This is a genomic window from Flavihumibacter rivuli (genome assembly GCF_018595685.2).
Taxonomy (GTDB): Bacteria; Bacteroidota; Bacteroidia; order Chitinophagales; family Chitinophagaceae; genus Flavihumibacter; species Flavihumibacter rivuli.
The window spans coordinates 1,677,062-1,694,456 of record NZ_CP092334.1 but is presented as its reverse complement, the minus strand read 5'-3'; the positions used below and the strand labels follow the sequence as shown (position 1 = coordinate 1,694,456).

The 17,395-nt window shown below is 47.2% G+C and carries 26 protein-coding genes; all 26 read left to right on the top strand.

The genetic code is table 11. The annotated features are described in order from the left end of the window. Nucleotides 1–37: 37 nt before the first annotated feature. The 26 genes from KJS94_RS07465 (at nt 38) to KJS94_RS07340 (ending at nt 17,377) form a co-directional block, all read left to right on the top strand. Nucleotides 38–2,221 carry a S9 family peptidase gene (locus KJS94_RS07465; RefSeq protein ID WP_214449451.1) on the top strand — a complete coding sequence of 728 codons (2,184 nt, stop codon included), beginning with the start codon at nt 38–40 and terminating at the stop codon, nt 2,219–2,221. A 97-nt stretch (nt 2,222–2,318) separates the two neighbouring features. After that, the gene (locus KJS94_RS07460; protein WP_214449450.1) at nt 2,319–2,885 is read left to right on the top strand and encodes a DUF4126 domain-containing protein; all 567 of its coding nucleotides are present in this window, start codon (nt 2,319–2,321) and stop codon (nt 2,883–2,885) included. A 306-nt stretch (nt 2,886–3,191) separates the two neighbouring features. Beyond that, a complete protein-coding gene (gene rpsJ, locus KJS94_RS07455) occupies nt 3,192–3,497 on the top strand; it encodes a 30S ribosomal protein S10 (RefSeq protein ID WP_039142986.1) in 306 nt (101 codons plus the stop codon). 366 nt (nt 3,498–3,863) lie between these two features. Continuing rightward, nucleotides 3,864–4,481, top strand: a complete 618-nt coding sequence (rplC, locus tag KJS94_RS07450) for a 50S ribosomal protein L3 (protein ID WP_214449449.1) — start codon at nt 3,864–3,866, stop codon at nt 4,479–4,481. Between the two features lie 20 nt (nt 4,482–4,501). Continuing rightward, nucleotides 4,502–5,140, top strand: a complete 639-nt coding sequence (gene rplD, locus KJS94_RS07445; RefSeq protein WP_214449448.1) for a 50S ribosomal protein L4 — start codon at nt 4,502–4,504, stop codon at nt 5,138–5,140. A gap of 26 nt (nt 5,141–5,166) precedes the next feature. Beyond that, entirely contained in the window at nt 5,167–5,466 is a 300-nt protein-coding gene (gene rplW, locus KJS94_RS07440; protein WP_214449447.1) for a 50S ribosomal protein L23, read from the top strand. A gap of 112 nt (nt 5,467–5,578) precedes the next feature. Further along, the gene (gene rplB / locus KJS94_RS07435) at nt 5,579–6,412 is read left to right on the top strand and encodes a 50S ribosomal protein L2 (protein WP_214449446.1); all 834 of its coding nucleotides are present in this window, start codon (nt 5,579–5,581) and stop codon (nt 6,410–6,412) included. 46 nt (nt 6,413–6,458) lie between these two features. Next, nucleotides 6,459–6,728: a 30S ribosomal protein S19 gene (rpsS, locus tag KJS94_RS07430; protein ID WP_214449445.1), complete on the top strand. Its 270-nt coding sequence runs from the start codon at nt 6,459–6,461 to the stop codon at nt 6,726–6,728. A gap of 79 nt (nt 6,729–6,807) precedes the next feature. Continuing rightward, nucleotides 6,808–7,143: a 50S ribosomal protein L22 gene (gene rplV, locus KJS94_RS07425; RefSeq protein ID WP_214449444.1), complete on the top strand. Its 336-nt coding sequence runs from the start codon at nt 6,808–6,810 to the stop codon at nt 7,141–7,143. Between the two features lie 31 nt (nt 7,144–7,174). Continuing rightward, nucleotides 7,175–7,939, top strand: a complete 765-nt coding sequence (gene rpsC, locus KJS94_RS07420; protein WP_214449443.1) for a 30S ribosomal protein S3 — start codon at nt 7,175–7,177, stop codon at nt 7,937–7,939. A gap of 38 nt (nt 7,940–7,977) precedes the next feature. Continuing rightward, entirely contained in the window at nt 7,978–8,397 is a 420-nt protein-coding gene (rplP, locus tag KJS94_RS07415; protein ID WP_214449442.1) for a 50S ribosomal protein L16, read from the top strand. 30 nt (nt 8,398–8,427) lie between these two features. Continuing rightward, nucleotides 8,428–8,637 (top strand): 50S ribosomal protein L29, encoded by a 210-nt coding sequence (gene rpmC, locus KJS94_RS07410; protein ID WP_214449441.1) that lies wholly within the window; start codon nt 8,428–8,430, stop codon nt 8,635–8,637. 46 nt (nt 8,638–8,683) lie between these two features. Then, complete coding sequence (gene rpsQ / locus KJS94_RS07405; RefSeq protein WP_214449440.1) at nt 8,684–8,941, top strand: 30S ribosomal protein S17; 258 nt, start codon at nt 8,684–8,686, stop codon at nt 8,939–8,941. 79 nt (nt 8,942–9,020) lie between these two features. Beyond that, nucleotides 9,021–9,389, top strand: a complete 369-nt coding sequence (rplN, locus tag KJS94_RS07400; protein WP_187255355.1) for a 50S ribosomal protein L14 — start codon at nt 9,021–9,023, stop codon at nt 9,387–9,389. Nucleotides 9,390–9,461: 72 nt separating this feature from the next. Beyond that, nucleotides 9,462–9,800, top strand: coding sequence for a 50S ribosomal protein L24 (gene rplX / locus KJS94_RS07395; RefSeq protein WP_214449439.1), 339 nt, complete (start codon nt 9,462–9,464; stop codon nt 9,798–9,800). Further along, nucleotides 9,800–10,375 (top strand): 50S ribosomal protein L5, encoded by a 576-nt coding sequence (rplE, locus tag KJS94_RS07390; RefSeq protein WP_214449438.1) that lies wholly within the window; start codon nt 9,800–9,802, stop codon nt 10,373–10,375. Before rplX ends, rplE begins: the two co-directional genes overlap by 1 nt. Nucleotides 10,376–10,462: 87 nt before the next feature. Next, complete coding sequence (rpsN, locus tag KJS94_RS07385) at nt 10,463–10,732, top strand: 30S ribosomal protein S14 (protein WP_214449437.1); 270 nt, start codon at nt 10,463–10,465, stop codon at nt 10,730–10,732. A gap of 102 nt (nt 10,733–10,834) precedes the next feature. After that, the gene (rpsH, locus tag KJS94_RS07380) at nt 10,835–11,233 is read left to right on the top strand and encodes a 30S ribosomal protein S8 (protein ID WP_214449436.1); all 399 of its coding nucleotides are present in this window, start codon (nt 10,835–10,837) and stop codon (nt 11,231–11,233) included. 126 nt (nt 11,234–11,359) lie between these two features. Then, nucleotides 11,360–11,914, top strand: coding sequence for a 50S ribosomal protein L6 (rplF, locus tag KJS94_RS07375; protein ID WP_214449435.1), 555 nt, complete (start codon nt 11,360–11,362; stop codon nt 11,912–11,914). Nucleotides 11,915–12,027: 113 nt separating this feature from the next. Further along, nucleotides 12,028–12,381 carry a 50S ribosomal protein L18 gene (rplR, locus tag KJS94_RS07370; protein WP_214449434.1) on the top strand — a complete coding sequence of 118 codons (354 nt, stop codon included), beginning with the start codon at nt 12,028–12,030 and terminating at the stop codon, nt 12,379–12,381. 45 nt (nt 12,382–12,426) lie between these two features. Then, nucleotides 12,427–12,945 carry a 30S ribosomal protein S5 gene (gene rpsE / locus KJS94_RS07365; protein WP_214449433.1) on the top strand — a complete coding sequence of 173 codons (519 nt, stop codon included), beginning with the start codon at nt 12,427–12,429 and terminating at the stop codon, nt 12,943–12,945. A gap of 38 nt (nt 12,946–12,983) precedes the next feature. Further along, nucleotides 12,984–13,163: a 50S ribosomal protein L30 gene (gene rpmD, locus KJS94_RS07360; protein ID WP_214449432.1), complete on the top strand. Its 180-nt coding sequence runs from the start codon at nt 12,984–12,986 to the stop codon at nt 13,161–13,163. Between the two features lie 122 nt (nt 13,164–13,285). After that, entirely contained in the window at nt 13,286–13,735 is a 450-nt protein-coding gene (gene rplO / locus KJS94_RS07355; protein WP_214449431.1) for a 50S ribosomal protein L15, read from the top strand. A gap of 78 nt (nt 13,736–13,813) precedes the next feature. Further along, nucleotides 13,814–15,148, top strand: a complete 1,335-nt coding sequence (gene secY / locus KJS94_RS07350; RefSeq protein ID WP_214449430.1) for a preprotein translocase subunit SecY — start codon at nt 13,814–13,816, stop codon at nt 15,146–15,148. 91 nt (nt 15,149–15,239) lie between these two features. Further along, complete coding sequence (gene map, locus KJS94_RS07345; RefSeq protein ID WP_214449429.1) at nt 15,240–16,043, top strand: type I methionyl aminopeptidase; 804 nt, start codon at nt 15,240–15,242, stop codon at nt 16,041–16,043. A gap of 107 nt (nt 16,044–16,150) precedes the next feature. Next, nucleotides 16,151–17,377 carry a BaiN/RdsA family NAD(P)/FAD-dependent oxidoreductase gene (locus KJS94_RS07340; protein ID WP_214449428.1) on the top strand — a complete coding sequence of 409 codons (1,227 nt, stop codon included), beginning with the start codon at nt 16,151–16,153 and terminating at the stop codon, nt 17,375–17,377. Nucleotides 17,378–17,395 lie beyond the last annotated feature (18 nt).

The window sequence follows — 17,395 nt, the reverse complement described above, 5'->3', positions numbered from 1 at the left end:
TGGATAGCTATTTTCGGATAACAAAAGCAAATTGACCATGAGGATTTATTTTTCCTGCCTTCTGCTTCTATTGGTGATAGCGGAGGCATCCTTTGCACAGAACAGCATTCAATGGAACAGGCTTGGTGATGCCTATTTCACCAGGGAAAATGGTGCTATCATTAAGGTGGGGCTGCCCGGGCAGGCCAAAACCATTTTGGTAGGGAAAGAGAAACTGGCAATGGCCAATAATGGTAATCCACTTGTTGTAAAAGCATTCCGGTTGTCAGAGGACGAGTCCAAATTGTTATTGTTTACCAATACCAGGAAGGTATGGAGATATGAGACCCGCGGGGATTATTGGGTAACCGATACCCAGGGATCTTCCTTCTACCAACTCGGCAGGAGCCTGCCGACGGCATCGCTGATGTTTGCCAAGTTCTCACCCGATGGAACCAAGGTGGCCTATGTGAGTGGCTACAACCTTTATGTGGAAGACCTCGCAACAGGAGTGATCACTGCCCTGACAAAAGATGGGAACAGGCAGCAGATATATGGCACTTTCGATTGGGCCTATGAAGAAGAGTTCTTTTGCCGGGATGGGTTCAGGTGGAGTCCCGACAGCAAGAAGATCGCTTTCTGGAAGATCATTGCCAACCAAACCAAGGACTACCTGATGGTCAACAATACCGATTCTATCTATCCAGTGGCCATACCTGTTGAATATCCGGTTGCTGGTGAAAAGCCATCAACCTTCAAGATCGGTGTGGTTGAAATAGGCACTGGTTCCTTAAAGTGGATGGATATTCCGGATAATGGGACTCTGGGATCCTACCTGCCCAGAATGGAATGGGCGGCCAGTAGCAATGAACTGGTTGCGCAACACCTTGACCGAAAGCAACAGGTCAGTACCATTTTTTTGTGTGATGCAAATACAGGCAAATCCACCAGGATGTTTGAGGAAAGGGACAGTGCCTGGATCGATATCCTTCCCTTATGGGATGATGATTATGCCAATGGCGGCTGGGATTGGCTCGCCGGGGGGAAAGAATATCTATGGGCTTCCGAAAAAGACGGCTGGAGGCATTTGTACAGGTTGAGCAGGGATGGTAAGAAAGAGGTGCTGGTAACAAAAGGAAATTATGATGTAATGGATATTGTCAGGGTCGATGAACCATCAGGCTGGGTATATTTCATGGCTTCCCCTGCCAACGCGACCCAGAAATACCTGTACAGGTGCAGACTGGATGGAAAGGGGGCCGCTGAACTTGTTTCGCCGGCAGACCAGGAAGGTACGCACGATTACCAGGTAGGGCCAGGTGCCAAGTATGCCCTGCATTCCTTTACCAATCATTTCACCAGCCCGGTTTATGAATGGATCAACATGGAAGGCCATCGTACCTTGGATAAGGATAGATCAGTAGCGGCAGCCATTACTACCGCCCAAAGGGATAGCCTTACCAGTTATTTTTCGATCAAAACTGCTGATGGGGTTACCATGGATGCCTGGATGGTAAAACCGAAGAACTTTGATCCGGCTAAGAAATACCCCGTGGTTTTCTATGTATATACTGAACCCTGGGGGCAGAATGTGAAGGACCAATATGGCATTACCAATAATTTCCTTTACAGCGGTGATTTTTCAGGGGATGGATATGTTTATGTGTCCATCGACAACCGGGGTACACCAGTGCCTAAGGGAAGGGAATGGAGAAAGGCCGTTTACCGGAAGATCGGTATTGTCAATATCAGGGACCAGGCCATGGCAGCCAGGGAAATCCTGAAACTCCCTTTTGTTGATACCTCAAGGGTAGCCGTATGGGGATGGAGTGGGGGAGGCTCGGCAACTCTTAACCTTATGTTCCAATATCCCGATATCTATAAAACCGGGATTGCCATTGCAGCGGTTGGCAACCAGCTTACCTATGATAATATTTACCAGGAAAGGTATATGGGCCTTCCACAGGAGAACAGGGAGGATTTTGTAAGCGGATCGCCAATAACCTACGCAGCTAACCTCAGGGGTAATTTGTTGTATATCCACGGGACGGGCGATGACAACGTACATTTTAACAATGCAGAAATGCTGGTCAATGAATTGGTGAAACATGGCAAGCAATTCCAGTTCATGAGTTATCCCAATCGTTCCCATAGTATTTCAGAAGGGGAGGGGACCTTCCGGCACCTGAGTACCCTTTATACCAATTTCCTGAGGCAATATTGCCCTCCCGGCGGAAGGTAAGTAGGTGGGGTGACGGGTAAAAGCCGTGTAACGCCCTTGGATTGTAAATATGTAAATAAATGGCAATGTTTCTGCTTTAATTCATTTAATAACTGGCATGGGTCCTTATATAACAGCAATAGCGATCGGGATAGGTTTGAGTGCCTGTTGTGGTTTCCGGGTATTCGTACCCTTACTTGCAGCTTCACTGGCAGGCTACTTAGGCTGGATTCCCCTGAACCAGGATATGGCCTGGCTGGGGACGATGCCGGCCATTATCAGTTTTGGGGTGGCATCGGTTTTGGAGATAGGGGCTTACTATGTTCCTTTCATTGATAACCTCCTTGACACCATTGCTTCCCCGCTGGCCGTAGCCGCAGGTACCCTGGTAGCTGCATCGGTGCTTCCTGCAGGGGAAATGGAGCCCTTGCTAAGATGGGGACTTGGACTTATAGCCGGTGGGGCAACTGCGGGTTCCATTCAGTTGGGGACAGGTATTTTAAGGTTGTTTTCTACCAAATCAACCGCTGGCACCGGTAATGCCCTGGTGGCGACGGGGGAGAATGCCGCGGCCATAACCGGCTCAGCGTTAAGCCTCCTGGTGCCAGTGATATTTGCGGTGATCATGCTTGTCCTGGCAGGATGGATTATATATAAGGCCTTTGGCCGCCTGGCCGGGAAATAGCCATTGGCAGGTTCCGCAAGTGGAAAAAGGGGGTAATGCAGGTTTCAAACGTTTGTCTTTAGCTGTTTTGGGGATCCTGACATTGATCGGCCAGATCCCTGATGCCTGGGTAGGATTGGCTTTGGGTGGGGTTTTGGGTGGGTGTCCTGGGGCAGGACCGGGGATAGAAAAGGCCTGGAAGGGAAGGAATGGATTAAAAAATGCGATAAATCTGGGGTTGGGCGTGAAATTTTTATAAAAATCTTTTGCCGATAAGAAAACTACCGTTACCTTTGCACTCCCAATTAAATTTTTGGGATAATAGGTATGTCACAGCGAATCAGAATAAAATTGCAGTCTTACGATCACAACCTGGTAGACAAATCTGCCGAAAAGATCGTTAAAACCGTTCGTAGTACAGGTGCAGTGGTAACTGGTCCTATTCCTTTGCCTACCCAGAAGAAAATCTTCACTGTACTGCGCTCTCCACACGTTAACAAGAAGGCTCGTGAGCAGTTCCAACTGTGCACTCACAAGCGTTTGTTGGACATCTATACCAGTTCTTCCAGGACTGTAGATGCCCTGAGCAAGCTTGACCTGCCTTCAGGTGTTGAGGTTGAGATCAAGGCCTAACAGGTCGATTCGCTGAAAGGCGATTCAAATAAAGTTCTTAAAATAACTGCCCTATCTCTCAATTCTGGTCAAACAGGAGAAAAGAGCGCTGGGGTTGGGTGAAAAGGCAAATCAGAAAGGAAATCCTTTTTCATCCACAATTGAGTAAAAGTAAATATGAACAAGCCGTTCATGGTTTGTTTACCATCGGTACTTCTAATTACCCGCCGAAGCTTTAGCGAAGGCGGGCGGACCTGAGCAGGATCCTTCAGTGGTTCGTCAGATAAAAGAAAAGGTCGGTGGCAAACGGGGATTGAAGTCCATCCTTAGACTAATTTAAAGTCAGCTGGATTGTCCTTTTAACCATGCGGCACAAATGGTAAACAAATGAAAGGAATCATTGGAAAAAAGGTTGGGATGACCAGCATCTTCAGTCCCGATGGCAAGCAAACTGCTTGCACCATCATTGAGGCTGGTCCTTGCGTTGTAACCCAGGTGAAGACCAAAGAGTCAGACGGTTACAATGCCCTGCAACTCGCATTCGGCGACAAGAAAGAAAAGCACACTACAAAAGCCGAAGCAAATCACTTCTCTAAAGCACAAACTGCCGCGAAGCGTTTCGTAAAAGAATTCCGCGATTTCTCTGTTGAAAAAGCTCTGGGTGAAACTGTTACTGCAGAAATTTTCGCCGAAGGTGAAAAAGTTGATGTAGTAGGTACTTCCAAGGGTAAGGGTTTCCAGGGTGTTGTTAAGCGCCATGGTTTCTCTGGTGTTGGTGAAGCATCTCACGGTCAGCACGACCGTCAGCGCGCTCCGGGTTCATTGGGTAACTCTTCTGACGCTTCCCGCGTAATGAAGGGTATGCGCATGGCCGGCCATATGGGTAATGAGCGAGTGAAGATGAAGGGCCTGAAGATCCTGAAAGTATTCCCTGAGAAGAACTATATCCTGGTTAGTGGTTCAGTTCCTGGCCACAACGGTTCTATCGTTTTTATCCAGAAGTAAACCATTTAATCTGAAGTACGATGCAAGTAGATGTATTAAATATACAAGGACAGAAGACCGGTAGGACCATAGAGTTGCCGGAAGAAATCTTCGGTATTGAGCCTAACGATCACGTGATCTACCTGGCAGTTAAGCAGTTCCTGGCAGCGCAGCGCCAGGGTACGCATAAAGTAAAGACCCGTAAAGAGGTTCAGGGTGCCAGCCGTAAGCTGCACCGCCAAAAGGGTACCGGTGGATCCCGTAAGGGTAACCTGCGTAACCCCCTGTATAAGGGTGGTGGTACCATTTTCGGCCCCAAGCCCCGCGACTATGATTTCAAACTGAACCGTAAAGTGAAGGACCTGGCCAAGATGTCAGCCCTTGCTCACAAGGCTAAGGAGAATGCGATCCTTGTAATTGAGGATATCAACTTCGATACCCCCAAGACCAAGGCATTCACCGGTGTGCTGAAGGCCCTGAACGTAGCAGATAAGAAGACCCTGTTCGTTCTGCCTGAGAACGGTGAGAATGTTTACCTGAGCCTGCGCAACCTGCCTTCAGTAGAAGGTACCCTGCTGAGCGATGTAAACACTTACGATATCGTAAACGCCCAGGTACTGGTGCTGAGCGAAAGCGCAGCTAAAGTTTTCAGCGAAGCTGAGGTTGAAGAAAACGCATAATCCTAACAAATTTTAAATAGAAAGAGATGAAACTTTCTGAAGTATTGATAAAGCCTATTTTGACTGAGAAGGCGAACAGCCAGCAGGAAGGTCTGCGTCGTTTCGCGTTCAAGGTTGCCCGTAAGGCTAACAAGCTGGAGATCAAGAAAGCTGTTGAGACTTTCTATGGTGTAACCGTAGTTGATGTTAACACAGCAGTGATCCCTGGTAAGAACAAGACCCGCTTTACCAAGGCTGGTTTCATTCAGGGTCGCAAGCCTGCTTATAAGAAAGCGCTGGTGACTGTTGCTGAAGGTGAGACCATTGACCTGTATGGCGCAGTTTAATACCGTATGGTTGAATGGTTCGACGGCTCAATGATCTTGATTCGTCCGACAACAAAACGATCAAACAATTAAAGCGAGCGAAGCTGAAAATTTCGCTAAAAAACTAAAGAAAATGGCATTAAGAAAGTATAAACCGATGACAGCTGGTACGCGTTGGAGAATTGGAAACGCGTACGCAGAAGTTACTACAAATGTTCCTGAGAAGAGCCTGGTTGAGAAGATCAAGTCAACCGGTGGTCGTAACGCCCAGGGGCGTCGCAGCATGCGCTACATTGGTGGTGGTCATGCCAAGATGTACCGTCTGGTTGATTTCAAGCGCGACAAGAAGGATATTCCTGCAACTGTTGCTACCATTGAGTATGATCCGAACCGTTCAGCGTTCATCGCCCTGTTGAATTATGCTGATGGTGAGAAGCGTTATATCCTGGCCCCCAAAGGCCTGCAGGTTGGTGCTACCGTTATCAGTGGTGACGCTGTTGCCCCTGAGATCGGCAATGCCCTGATGCTGAAGAATATGCCTCTCGGTACCATCGTTCACAATATTGAAATGCAGCCTGGCCAGGGTGGTAAGATCGCCCGTAGCGCCGGTTCAGGAGCCAACCTGAATGCGAAGGAGGAGAAGTACGCTGTATTGAAGATGCCTTCAGGCGAACTGAGGAAAGTATTGATCAATTGCTACGCTACTGTAGGTGAGGTTGGTAACAGCGACCACAACTTGCAAAGCATGGGTAAGGCTGGTCGTAACCGTTGGAAGGGTATCCGCCCCCGCAACCGTGGTGTGGCCATGAACCCTGTAGATCACCCAATGGGTGGTGGTGAAGGTAAGGCTTCAGGTGGTCACCCAAGGAGCAGGACCGGTAAGTATGCTAAGGGACAGAAGACCCGTAAGCATAAGGGTTCTGACAAGTTGATCATTCAGCGTAAGAATGGTAAGAAGTTAGCCTAAACCGAAGCAACTAAAATCAATCACAGCTAAAATCTAAACTCGAGATATGGCTCGTTCAATTAAAAAAGGTCCTTACGTAGACGCTAAACTGGAGAAGAAGGTAGTGGATATGACCGAAGGCAAAAGCAAGAAGGGTGTAATCAAAACCTGGAGCCGTCGTTCAACTATTACTCCTGAGTTCGTGGGTCACACTTTTGCCGTGCACAATGGTAACAAGTTCATCCCTGTTTACGTAACTGAGTTCATGGTAGGTCATAAGTTAGGTGAATTTGCCCCTACCCGTAACTTCAAGGGACACTCAAGCAAGAAAATGTAATTCAATAACTGATGCGTGATACCGGGTGCAGGCTCCTGATGCGCTGCATCCAGCATCCTGAATCTAGAATCAAATAAAAATGGAAGCAGTAGCTAAACTGAGAAATTATCCCACTTCGCCCAGAAAAATGCGTTTGCTGGCTGACCTGATCCGTGGTATGGAAGTAGAGAAGGCCCTGGCAGTTTTGGAGCACAATGCCAAGCATCCGGCTGTTCCCCTGCGCAAACTGGTGGTAAGTGCAATCAGCAACTGGAAACAAGCTAACCAGGGTGGTGATGAATCACAACTGGTGGTTAAGACCGTCTTCGTTGATGGCGCCAGGACGTTGAAGCGTATGCGTCCCGCCCCTCAGGGCCGTGGTTACCGTGTTCGCAAGCGCAGCAATCACGTAACAGTAATTGTAGATACTAAATAATTCAATCGTATAAACTTAATATACCAAACACATGGGTCAGAAAACAAATCCTATTGGTGCAAGGTTGGGAATCATCCGCGGTTGGGAAAGCAACTGGTATGGCAACAAGAAAGATTTCTCTACCAAGTTGATCGAGGATCATAAGATCCGTACTTACCTGAATGCCCGTATCAATAAGGGGGGCATTTCCAAGATCGTTATCGAGCGTACGCTGGGTAAGTTGATCGTAACCATCCATACATCCAAGCCTGGTATCATCATAGGAAAAGGTGGTAATGAGGTTGACCGCATTAAGGAAGAGTTGAAGAAGCTGACCGGTAAGGATGATGTGCAGATCAATATCCTGGAGATCCGTCGCCCGGAATTGGATGCCAACATCGTTGCTGACACCATTGCCAAGCAAATTGAGAACCGTATCAACTATAAGCGTGCTATCAAGATGGCGATTGCTTCTGCGCTCCGCATGGGTGCTGAAGGTATCAAGATCAAGGTTGCAGGTCGTTTGGGTGGTGCTGAAATCGCCCGTACCGAAGAGATCAAGCAGGGTCGTACACCTTTGCACACCCTTCGTATGGATATTGACTATGCTAACGTATTCGCACTGACTGTTTACGGAAAGATTGGTATCAAGGTATGGATCTGTAAAGGTGAAGTACTTACCAAGCGCGACCTTAACCCCAATTTCATTGGAGGTAAGAGCGAAGTAAGTGACAGGAGGGAGCGTCGTGATGATCGCGGTGGTGACCGTCGTGATCGCGGTGGACGTGGTGGAGACAGAAGAGAGCGTAGAAACTAATCAGAAACAACATCAAGTAACCAGGAAATATATTCAAGATGTTACAACCTAAAAGAACGAAGCACAGGAAGATGCAGAAGATGCCTGTGAAAGGCAACGCAAAACGCGGTACTACCCTGTCATTTGGTTCATTCGGTTTGAAGGCTTTGGAAACTGTGTGGATGACCGACCGTCAGATTGAAAGTGCCCGCCAGGCAATGACCCGTCACATGAAGCGTGAGGGTAGTGTTTGGATCCGCATTTTCCCTGATAAAATTGTTACCCGTAAGCCACTGGAAGTGAGGATGGGTAAAGGTAAAGGTAACCCTGATCATTGGGCTGCCGTAGTTAAGCCTGGTCGTATTTTGTTTGAATGCGACGGTGTTCCCATGGAACTGGCCAAAGAAGCGATGGAACTGGCTGCTCAGAAGCTTCCCATCAAAACCAAGTTTGTGGTTCGCAGGGATCTGCAGTCATAACATTTCCTAACAACAAAAATCGACTATACAATGTCTAAGAAAATCGATTTCGTTAAGAGCCTGAAGGACATGAGTGTTGCTGATCTGAAGGCCCGTATTCAGGAAGATGAGCTGCGCCTGAAAAAGCTGGAGTTCGCCCATGCGATCACTCCGCTGGAGAACCCCATGAGCATCCGCTCCCTGCGCAGGGATATTTCCCGTCTGAAAACGGAATTAAACAAGAAGCTGGCTACTGCCTAATCCGGTGCCAGGTTTAACAAAAAGCTAAAAGCTAAATCTAATAACAATGGCTGAAAGAAATTTGCGTAAAACAAGGATCGGGGTGGTTACCAGCAACAAGATGGAAAAGACCATCACTGTTGCCGTAGAAAGAAAGGTAAAACACCCAATTTACGGTAAGTTCCTGAAGAAGACCACCAAGTTCCACGCTCATGATGAGAAGAACGAGTGCAACATTGGTGACACCGTTCGCATCATGGAAACCCGTCCGCTTAGTAAGACCAAGCGTTGGAGACTGGTGGAAGTGGTTGAAAAGGTTAAATAAGGTAAGCCCGGAGCAGCATTGTCTGCCTGGAGTGATCCCTCTGTTTTACAATGGTATAATACGATTAAACTAATTCAAAATGATTCAGCAAGAAAGCAGATTGAACGTAGCGGACAACAGCGGTGCCAAGGAAGTATTGGTTATCCGCGTGCTGGGTAACAGTGGACAGGATTACGCCAGGATCGGCGATAAGATCGTTGTTACTGTTAAGGACGCTATTCCTGCCGGCGGCATTAAGAAAGGTACCGTAACTAAAGCAGTTATCGTTCGTACCAAGAACAAATTGCGCCGTAAAGATGGTTCTTACATCCGTTTCGACGACAATGCCGTAGTGTTGTTGAACAACGCCGATGAGCCCCGCGGTACACGTATTTTCGGACCTGTTGCCAGGGAACTGCGCGACAAGGGTTATATGAAGATTATTTCTCTTGCTCCGGAAGTATTATAATCGTACCTTTGCGCCCCCGATTGGTCGCACGGGCTAGTAAAAAAAGTGAATAATAGATAAACAAGAATCTACATGAGCACAAGATTCAAACCGAAATACAACATCAAAAAGGGCGACACAGTAGTTGTGATTGCCGGCGATGACAAGGACCTGAAGAAACCCCGCAAGGTTTTGGAGGTAATCGTTGATAAAGGCCGTGTTGTAGTGGAAGGTGTGAACATCATTACAAAGCACACCAAGCCGTCTGCCCAGAATACCAAGGGTGGCATCGTTAAGAAAGAAGCCCCCATTAACATTTCCAACGTTATGTTGTGGGATGCTAAGGCTGGTGCCGCTACCAAGGTAAAGCGTAACCGTGAAAATGGTAAGCTAGTTCGTGTTTCAAAAAAATCAGGGGAGGTAATTAAGTAATGAGTACCGTTAAATATACTCCGCGTCTGGCAGACAAGTACACTAGTGAAGTAGTACCTGCCTTAATGAAGAAATTCGGATACAAGACCATCATGCAGGCTCCCAAGCTGACCAAGATCTGCTTGAACCGTGGTGTGAATGGCGCTGTTGCCGATAAGAAACTGGTTGATATCGCTGTAGAAGAGCTGACCACCATCACCGGTCAGAAAGCGGTTCCTACCATGTCTAAGAAGGACATCTCTAACTTCAAACTGCGTAAGCACATGCCAATTGGCGCCCGTGTTACCCTGCGTGGTGAGAAGATGTATGAGTTCCTGGATCGCCTGATCTCTGTGTCACTGCCTCGTGTACGTGACTTCAAGGGTGTAAGCGAGAAGGCTTTCGATGGCCGCGGTAACTATACCTTGGGTGTAACCGAGCAGATCATTTTCCCTGAGATCGATATCGACAAGGTGAATAAGATCACTGGACTGGACATCACTTTTGTTACCACTGCCCAGACCAACGAAGAGGCTTATGAACTCCTGAAGGAGCTTGGTATGCCTTTCCGTAACATTAAAAAAGACAACCAATAATATTTGGGGTTGATGAGGGCCCGGGATGCTGAAACCTTCGGCAATCAGGTGCAGGATTCAAACTAAACATCAAATCGACAAACTAATATGGCTAAAAAATCGGTAGAAGCCAGGCAAAGGAAAAGGGAAGCTCTGGTAGCTAAGTTCGCTGAGAAGCGCGCTGCACTGAAAGCTGAAGGTAACTACGAGGCACTTGATCTGTTGCCACGTAACGCCTCTCCTGTTCGTCTGAAAAATCGTTGTCAGCTTACAGGCCGTCCTAAAGGTTACATGCGTTTCTTCGGAATCTCAAGGGTGACCTTCCGTGACATGGCTCTGGCTGGTAAGATCCCTGGCGTAAAGAAAGCCAGCTGGTAATTGCCCGCTATACTGCTAAAAGCAGGAGCGAAATTTTGTTGATATCAAATAGGATATCGCATTGTGTAAAAACATTTTCAAACTATCAACTTATTCATAGCAATGGTTACTGATCCTATAGCAGATTTCCTGACCCGCATTCGTAATGCTCAAATGGCTGGTCACCGTATTGTGGAGATCCCTGCTTCTAACCTGAAAAAGCGTATTACTGAAATCCTGTACGATAAGGGTTATATCCTGAAGTACAAGTTTGAAGAAGATAACAAGCAAGGTGTTATCAAAATCGCCCTTAAGTACGATCCCTCCACCAAGCAGCCCGCTATCCAGTCACTGGAAAGGGTTAGCCGTCCTGGTCTTCGCCAGTATGCTAAGCCTGCTGATTTCAGCCGCGTAAAGAACGGTCTGGGTGTTGCCATCATTTCTACTTCCAAGGGTGTAATGACCGACAAGGAAGCCAAGGCCCAGAACGTAGGTGGCGAGGTTCTTTGCTACATCTACTAAGCTAATCGCGCAATGCATGCATTGCGCTTTTAACATATACAGCAGGGGATACATTAAGTTGTCCTATACCCAACTGATCGGTCCCCAGCTTTGAAATATCAAGTTTAACACTGAAAAAAAGAAAACATGTCTCGTATAGGTAAAAAGCCGATCACTGTTCCTGCCGGAGTTACCATTACTGTTGGAAAGGATAATGTGATTGCCGTTAAAGGTCCCAAAGGCGAGCTGAAGCAAGCCATTGACAGGGATATCACTGTAGAAGTGAAGGATGGTGAAGTACTGATCACCCGTCCTACTGACCAGATCCGTCACCGTGCCATGCATGGTCTGTACCGCGCACTGATCGCTAACCTGGTAAAAGGTGTTACAGAAGGATTTAAGGCCGACCTGGAACTGGTGGGTGTGGGTTTCAAAGCCGCAAACACCGGAAACCTTTTGGACCTGGCGCTCGGTTACTCCCATAATATCATTTTTGAGATCCCCAGTGAACTGAAGGTTACAACAGTAACTGAAAAAGGTCAAAACCCAAAGATCAGCCTGGAAGGTATCGATAAGCAACTGCTTGGACAGGTGGCTGCCAAGATCCGCAGTCTTCGTAAGCCTGAGCCATACAAAGGAAAAGGTGTTCGCTTTGTTGGTGAAGTGGTTCGCAAGAAAGCAGGTAAATCTGCTGGTAAGTAATTAAGCTAAGTTAATTGCAGGGCCTGACGATGTTAAGTTCCTGCAATTACTTCCTTATATAATCTTTAAATGTCAATACTTCCGGCAGTATCGGGAGTTTAAAAAATAGAAAAATGGACGCTAAAGTTATCAAAAGGCAAAAGATCAAGTACCGCATTCGTAAGAAGGTGGGTGGTACTCCTCAAAAGCCTCGTCTGTCTGTATTCCGTAGCAATACTGACATTTATGTTCAGCTGATCGACGACCTGAACAGTGTTACCCTCGCCGCTGCTTCCAGCAAGGACAAGGATATCGCTGCCCAGAAAGGAACCAAGATTGAGAAAAGCAAGCTGGTTGGTTTGGCTATTGCACGTAAAGCTGCTGAACTGGGTTTGACCGCTGTTACCTTTGATCGTGGTGGTTACCTCTACCATGGTCGTGTAAAGTCTGTTGCAGATGGCGCACGTGAAGGTGGTCTTCAGTTCTAATTCTTAATCAGATAAAAAATTATACATTTTTAATTTCTGCAATAAATGGCAAAAGTAAACTTAAACAAAGTTAAAGCCGGCGACCTGGAATTGAAGGAGAAAGTGGTTGCTATCAACCGTGTGGTTAAGACTACCAAGGGTGGTCGTGCCTTCAGCTTCTCTGCCCTGGTGGTGGTAGGTAACGAGAATGGCGTTGTTGGTCATGGTCTGGGTAAGGCTAAAGAAGTGCAGGAAGCAATTACGAAGGGTATCGAAGATGCCAAGAAGAACCTGATCAAAGTGCCTGTTATGCACGGTACTATTCCCCATGATCAGCTCGCCAAGGAAGGTGCTGCCAAGGTTTTGATCAAGCCTGCAGCTCACGGTACTGGTGTGATCGCTGGTGGCAGCATGCGTGCTGTACTGGAAAGCGCTGGTATCACCGACGTTCTTGCCAAGAGCCTTGGTTCAGCTAACCCCCATAACGTGGTGAAAGCTACCTTCAAAGCACTGGCTACCCTCCGTGAGCCCGTACAGGTTGCTAAGACCCGTACTGTTAGCCTCAAGAAAGTATTTAATGGTTAATCTGTTAGCGGTTTACCGGTAACACGAAACATAGAGCAATGAAAAAGATTAAGATCACTCAAGTTAAAAGCGCTATCGATCGTCCCGCTGATCAGAAGCAAACCCTGGTTGCACTTGGCTTGAAAAAGCTGAACGCCAGCCGTGAAGTTGTGGCTACTCCTCAGATCCTGGGAATGGTACGCAAGGTTGAACACCTTTTGAAGGTGGAAGAAATCTAATTGATTAGGAATTTTGAAATTGGGGAATATTGAAATTTGGTTACCCCGGTTTCAAAATTCCCCATTTTTTTATTTATAACATAAGCGAGGGGAGATTCCCCGTTAAGTAAAAATCAAGTAAAATGAAACTGCACAATTTACAGCCTGCAGAAGGCGCTACGCACAAAGAGAAGCGTTTAGGTCGTGGTGAAGCATCCGGTAAGGGTGGTACTTCAACTAAAGGTAACAAAGGTGGCCAGAGCCGTGCTGGTTATAAGAACAAGCGTGCCCATGAAGGTGGCCAGATGCCTATCCAACGTAGGGTGCCCAAGCGTGGCTTCAATAACATTCACCGTGTTGAGTATAAAGTGTTCAACCTCGGCCAGGTAGACCAACTGGTTGAGAAATACGGTATTTCTGAATTCACCCTGGAAAACCTGTACATCAATGGACTGATCAGCCAGTTCGACAATGTAAAGATCCTGGGTAATGGAGAGCTGAAAGCAAAGGTTAATTTCAAGGTGAACGCTGTAAGTGAGAAGGCGAAAGCTGCTATCGAAGCTGCAGGTGGTTCTGTTGAAATTGTAAAGTAATTTTCTTTATCTTGCGCAGACGCATTGTAATAATGCGTCTTTTTTTATTTGAGGCTCATTTAAAATCTCAGAAAACCCGTGAAGAAATTAATTCAGACGCTGAAGAACATCTGGAGCATTGAGGAGTTAAGAAGTAAGATCATAACTACACTGCTGCTGATCCTGATCTATCGTATCGGTGCACACATCGTATTGCCCGGTATCGATCCTACGAAAATTGACCTTGCCGGAGCCAAATCCGGTGCTCTTGGATTGATCGATGCTTTTGCCGGTGGAGCTTTCTCACAAGCGTCCATCTTTGCATTGGGTATCATGCCTTATATCTCTGCCTCTATCTTTATGCAGCTGATGACCATCCTGGTTCCACAGATGCAGAAAGTGCAAAAAGAAGGGGAGAGCGGGAGGAAAAAGATCAACCAATGGACCCGTTATTTAACTGTAGCCGTTACCGCTGTACAGGCTGGTGCTTATGTTGCTTACCTGCGTCAGGTTAACGGTGCTGCCCTGCTTGATTCCTATGCTTCTTATTTCTGGTTGTCTACCACCATCGTACTTACTGCAGGTACCCTGTTTGTAATGTGGCTGGGTGAAAAGATTACCGATAAGGGTTTGGGTAATGGTACTTCCCTCATTATCATGGTGGGTATCCTGGCCCGTCTGCCCCAGTCTATCGTACAGGAATGGGCTGCCAAGAGCAACCGTGGTGGTGGTGGACTGCTGATCTTCATTATCGAGTTCGCAGTTCTTGTTGCCATTATCATGGGGCTCATTGTACTGGTACAGGGCGTACGTAAGATCCCTGTTCAGTATGCCAAGCAGATCATTGGTAATAAGCAATTCGGTGGTGCTCGCCAGTTCCTGCCCCTCAAGGTTAATGGTGCCGGTGTAATGCCCATCATCTTTGCACAAGCCATTATGTTCCTGCCAACCCTCTTCTCTTACACTAGTTTTGAGTCTGGTCAGGGAATTGCAAAGATCTTCTCTGATCCAAGGGATGCATGGCATATGGTGATCTATGCAGTTATTGTGATCGCATTTACTTTCCTGTATACTGCATTGATCTTTAACCCCAAACAGATCGCTGAGGACCTTAAGCGAAACAACGGATTTATTCCCGGTGTTAAGCCAGGCCAGCCTACCGCTGACTATATTGGTGCCGTAATGGATAAGATCACCCTGCCAGGGGCTGTATTGCTCGCCGTGGTAGGTATCCTTCCTGGCTTTGCCCAGCGTGTTGGCATCACCCAGGGATTTGCTTCCTTCTTTGGTGGCACATCCTTGCTGATCATGGTTGGTGTTATCCTTGATACCTTACAGCAGATTGAGACACAATTGCTGATGCGTCAGTACGATGGCCTTATGAAGAGTGGCCGTATCCAGGGACGCCAGGCTGTTAGTACCTCAACCATCTGATCTGGACCATAATGATTTAAAAAGCCCGGTAAAGGTTTAACTTTGCCGGGCTTTTACTTTAAAGGGGCAGGAGCCCTGCTAATTATTACGTATGATCTACTATAAGACAACCGCCGAGGTGGAGCTGATGCGTGAAAGCGCCCTCCTTGTCAGCAAGACCCTGGCTGAAGTAGCCAAGGTCATTAAACCCGGAATGACCACCCTGGAGATCGATGCCTTCGCTGAAAAATTCATTGTAGACCACCAGGCAAAACCTTCCTTCAAGAATTATAAAGGTTATCCCTTTACCTGTTGTATCAGTGTGAATGATGCAGTAGTACATGGTTTCCCTAATGATGTGCCCTTGAAGGATGGAGATATTGTTTCAGTAGATGTGGGCGTGTACAAGAACGGTTTTCATGGGGACAGTGCCTACACTTTTGCCATAGGAAGTATACCAGATGATGTAAAGCAGTTGTTGAAGGTTACCAAGGAATCTTTGTACCTGGGAATCGAGAAGGCAACTGCCGGTAACAGGGTAGGGGATATTTCCTTTGCCATACAGGATTATGCAGAAAGAAAGCACAAATATGGCGTGGTAAGGGAGCTCGTTGGCCATGGCCTTGGTAAACATCTTCATGAAGATCCCCAGGTTCCTAACTATGGGAAACGTGGTTCCGGTCCCAAATTGCATGATGGATTGGTGATAGCCATTGAGCCAATGGTTAATATGGGGGTGAAGGAGGTTTGGTATGAAGATGATGGCTGGACCGTAAAGACCAAGGATGGGAAGCCTGCAGCCCATTATGAACATACTATTTGTGTGCGCAGGGGGAAGGCAGATATCCTTTCGTCCTTTGTGGAGATCGAAGCCAACGAAAAGGCCAACCCGCATTTGGATTCGAGTTATTATTGATAAAGTATTACTTTTTAAAGGCCATTGGGTGGATACCTGATGGCTTTTTTGTTGGTATTGGTAAGGGTTACCGGAAAAAATCCGGGACCTGGTAATAATTTTGTGCGATGTCAAATAGAATACTGGTTGTAATAGGAGGCGGGGCGGCAGGATTCTTCTGTTCAGTAAATGCTGCCAGGATGGATCCTTCACTGAAGGTTATCCTGCTCGAGAAAACCGGGAAATTGCTTTCCAAGGTCAGGATCAGTGGCGGGGGGAGGTGTAATGTGACCCATGCCTGTTTCAGTATAACGGATATGGTTAAGCGATATCCAAGGGGAAGCCAGTTCCTTAAGAAAGCCTTTCACCAGTTCTTCACCACCGATACCATTGAATGGTTCAGGCAGCGTGGGGTAGAATTGAAGACAGAAGCGGATGGAAGGATGTTCCCTGTCACTGATTCGTCTGAAACCATTATCCAGTGCTTGTTGCGTGAGGCCAACAAGTTTGGGGTTGATATCAGGATGAACCGGGATGTTAAGGTGCTGAAAAAGACACAGGAGCATTGGCTGGTACAAACAGAAAAAGAAACCATCCAGGCCGACCATGTTTGTGTTGCGGTTGGGGGATACCCTAAATCCTCCATGTTCCAATGGTTATCGGACCTTGGACACCGTTTTGCGGAGCCTGTCCCATCACTCTTTACATTTAATATACCCAATAAGGCCCTGAACGAATTGATGGGTGTGAGTGTTACGGAAGCCATGGTAAAGATCATGGGTACCAAGCTCCAGGAGAAAGGGCCTGTTTTGGTCACCCATTGGGGACTGAGTGGTCCGGCGGTGCTGCGATTGAGTGCATGGGGTGCCAGGGAACTGGCAGGGCGGGACTGGCAATACCGGATCCAGCTGAATTGGGCACCCGCTTATAATGAGAATAGTTTAAGGGAATTCATCCAGGTGTATAGGTTCGATAAGGCCTCGCAGAAGATCGGCAACCGCAATCCCTTTGGACTGCCCCAAAGATTATGGGATTACCTCCTGAAAGAGTCGGGTATAGATCCTGAGACCAGGTGGAGTGACCTGCCGGCCAGGGAGCAAAACAAGTTGGTAAAGCATGTTTGTTCACAGGAATTAGAGGTGAAAGGAAAGACCACCTATAAGGAAGAATTTGTGACAGCTGGAGGTATTGACCTTTCGGAAGTGGACCCACAAACCATGATGAGCCGTTTACACCCGCAATTGTTTTTTGCCGGTGAGATCCTGGATATTGATGGGATCACCGGTGGGTTCAACTTCCAGAATGCCTGGACCACAGGTTTTATTGCGGCGCAATGCATTGCTTCCCGGTCCTGAAGCCATCTTTCAATCTAA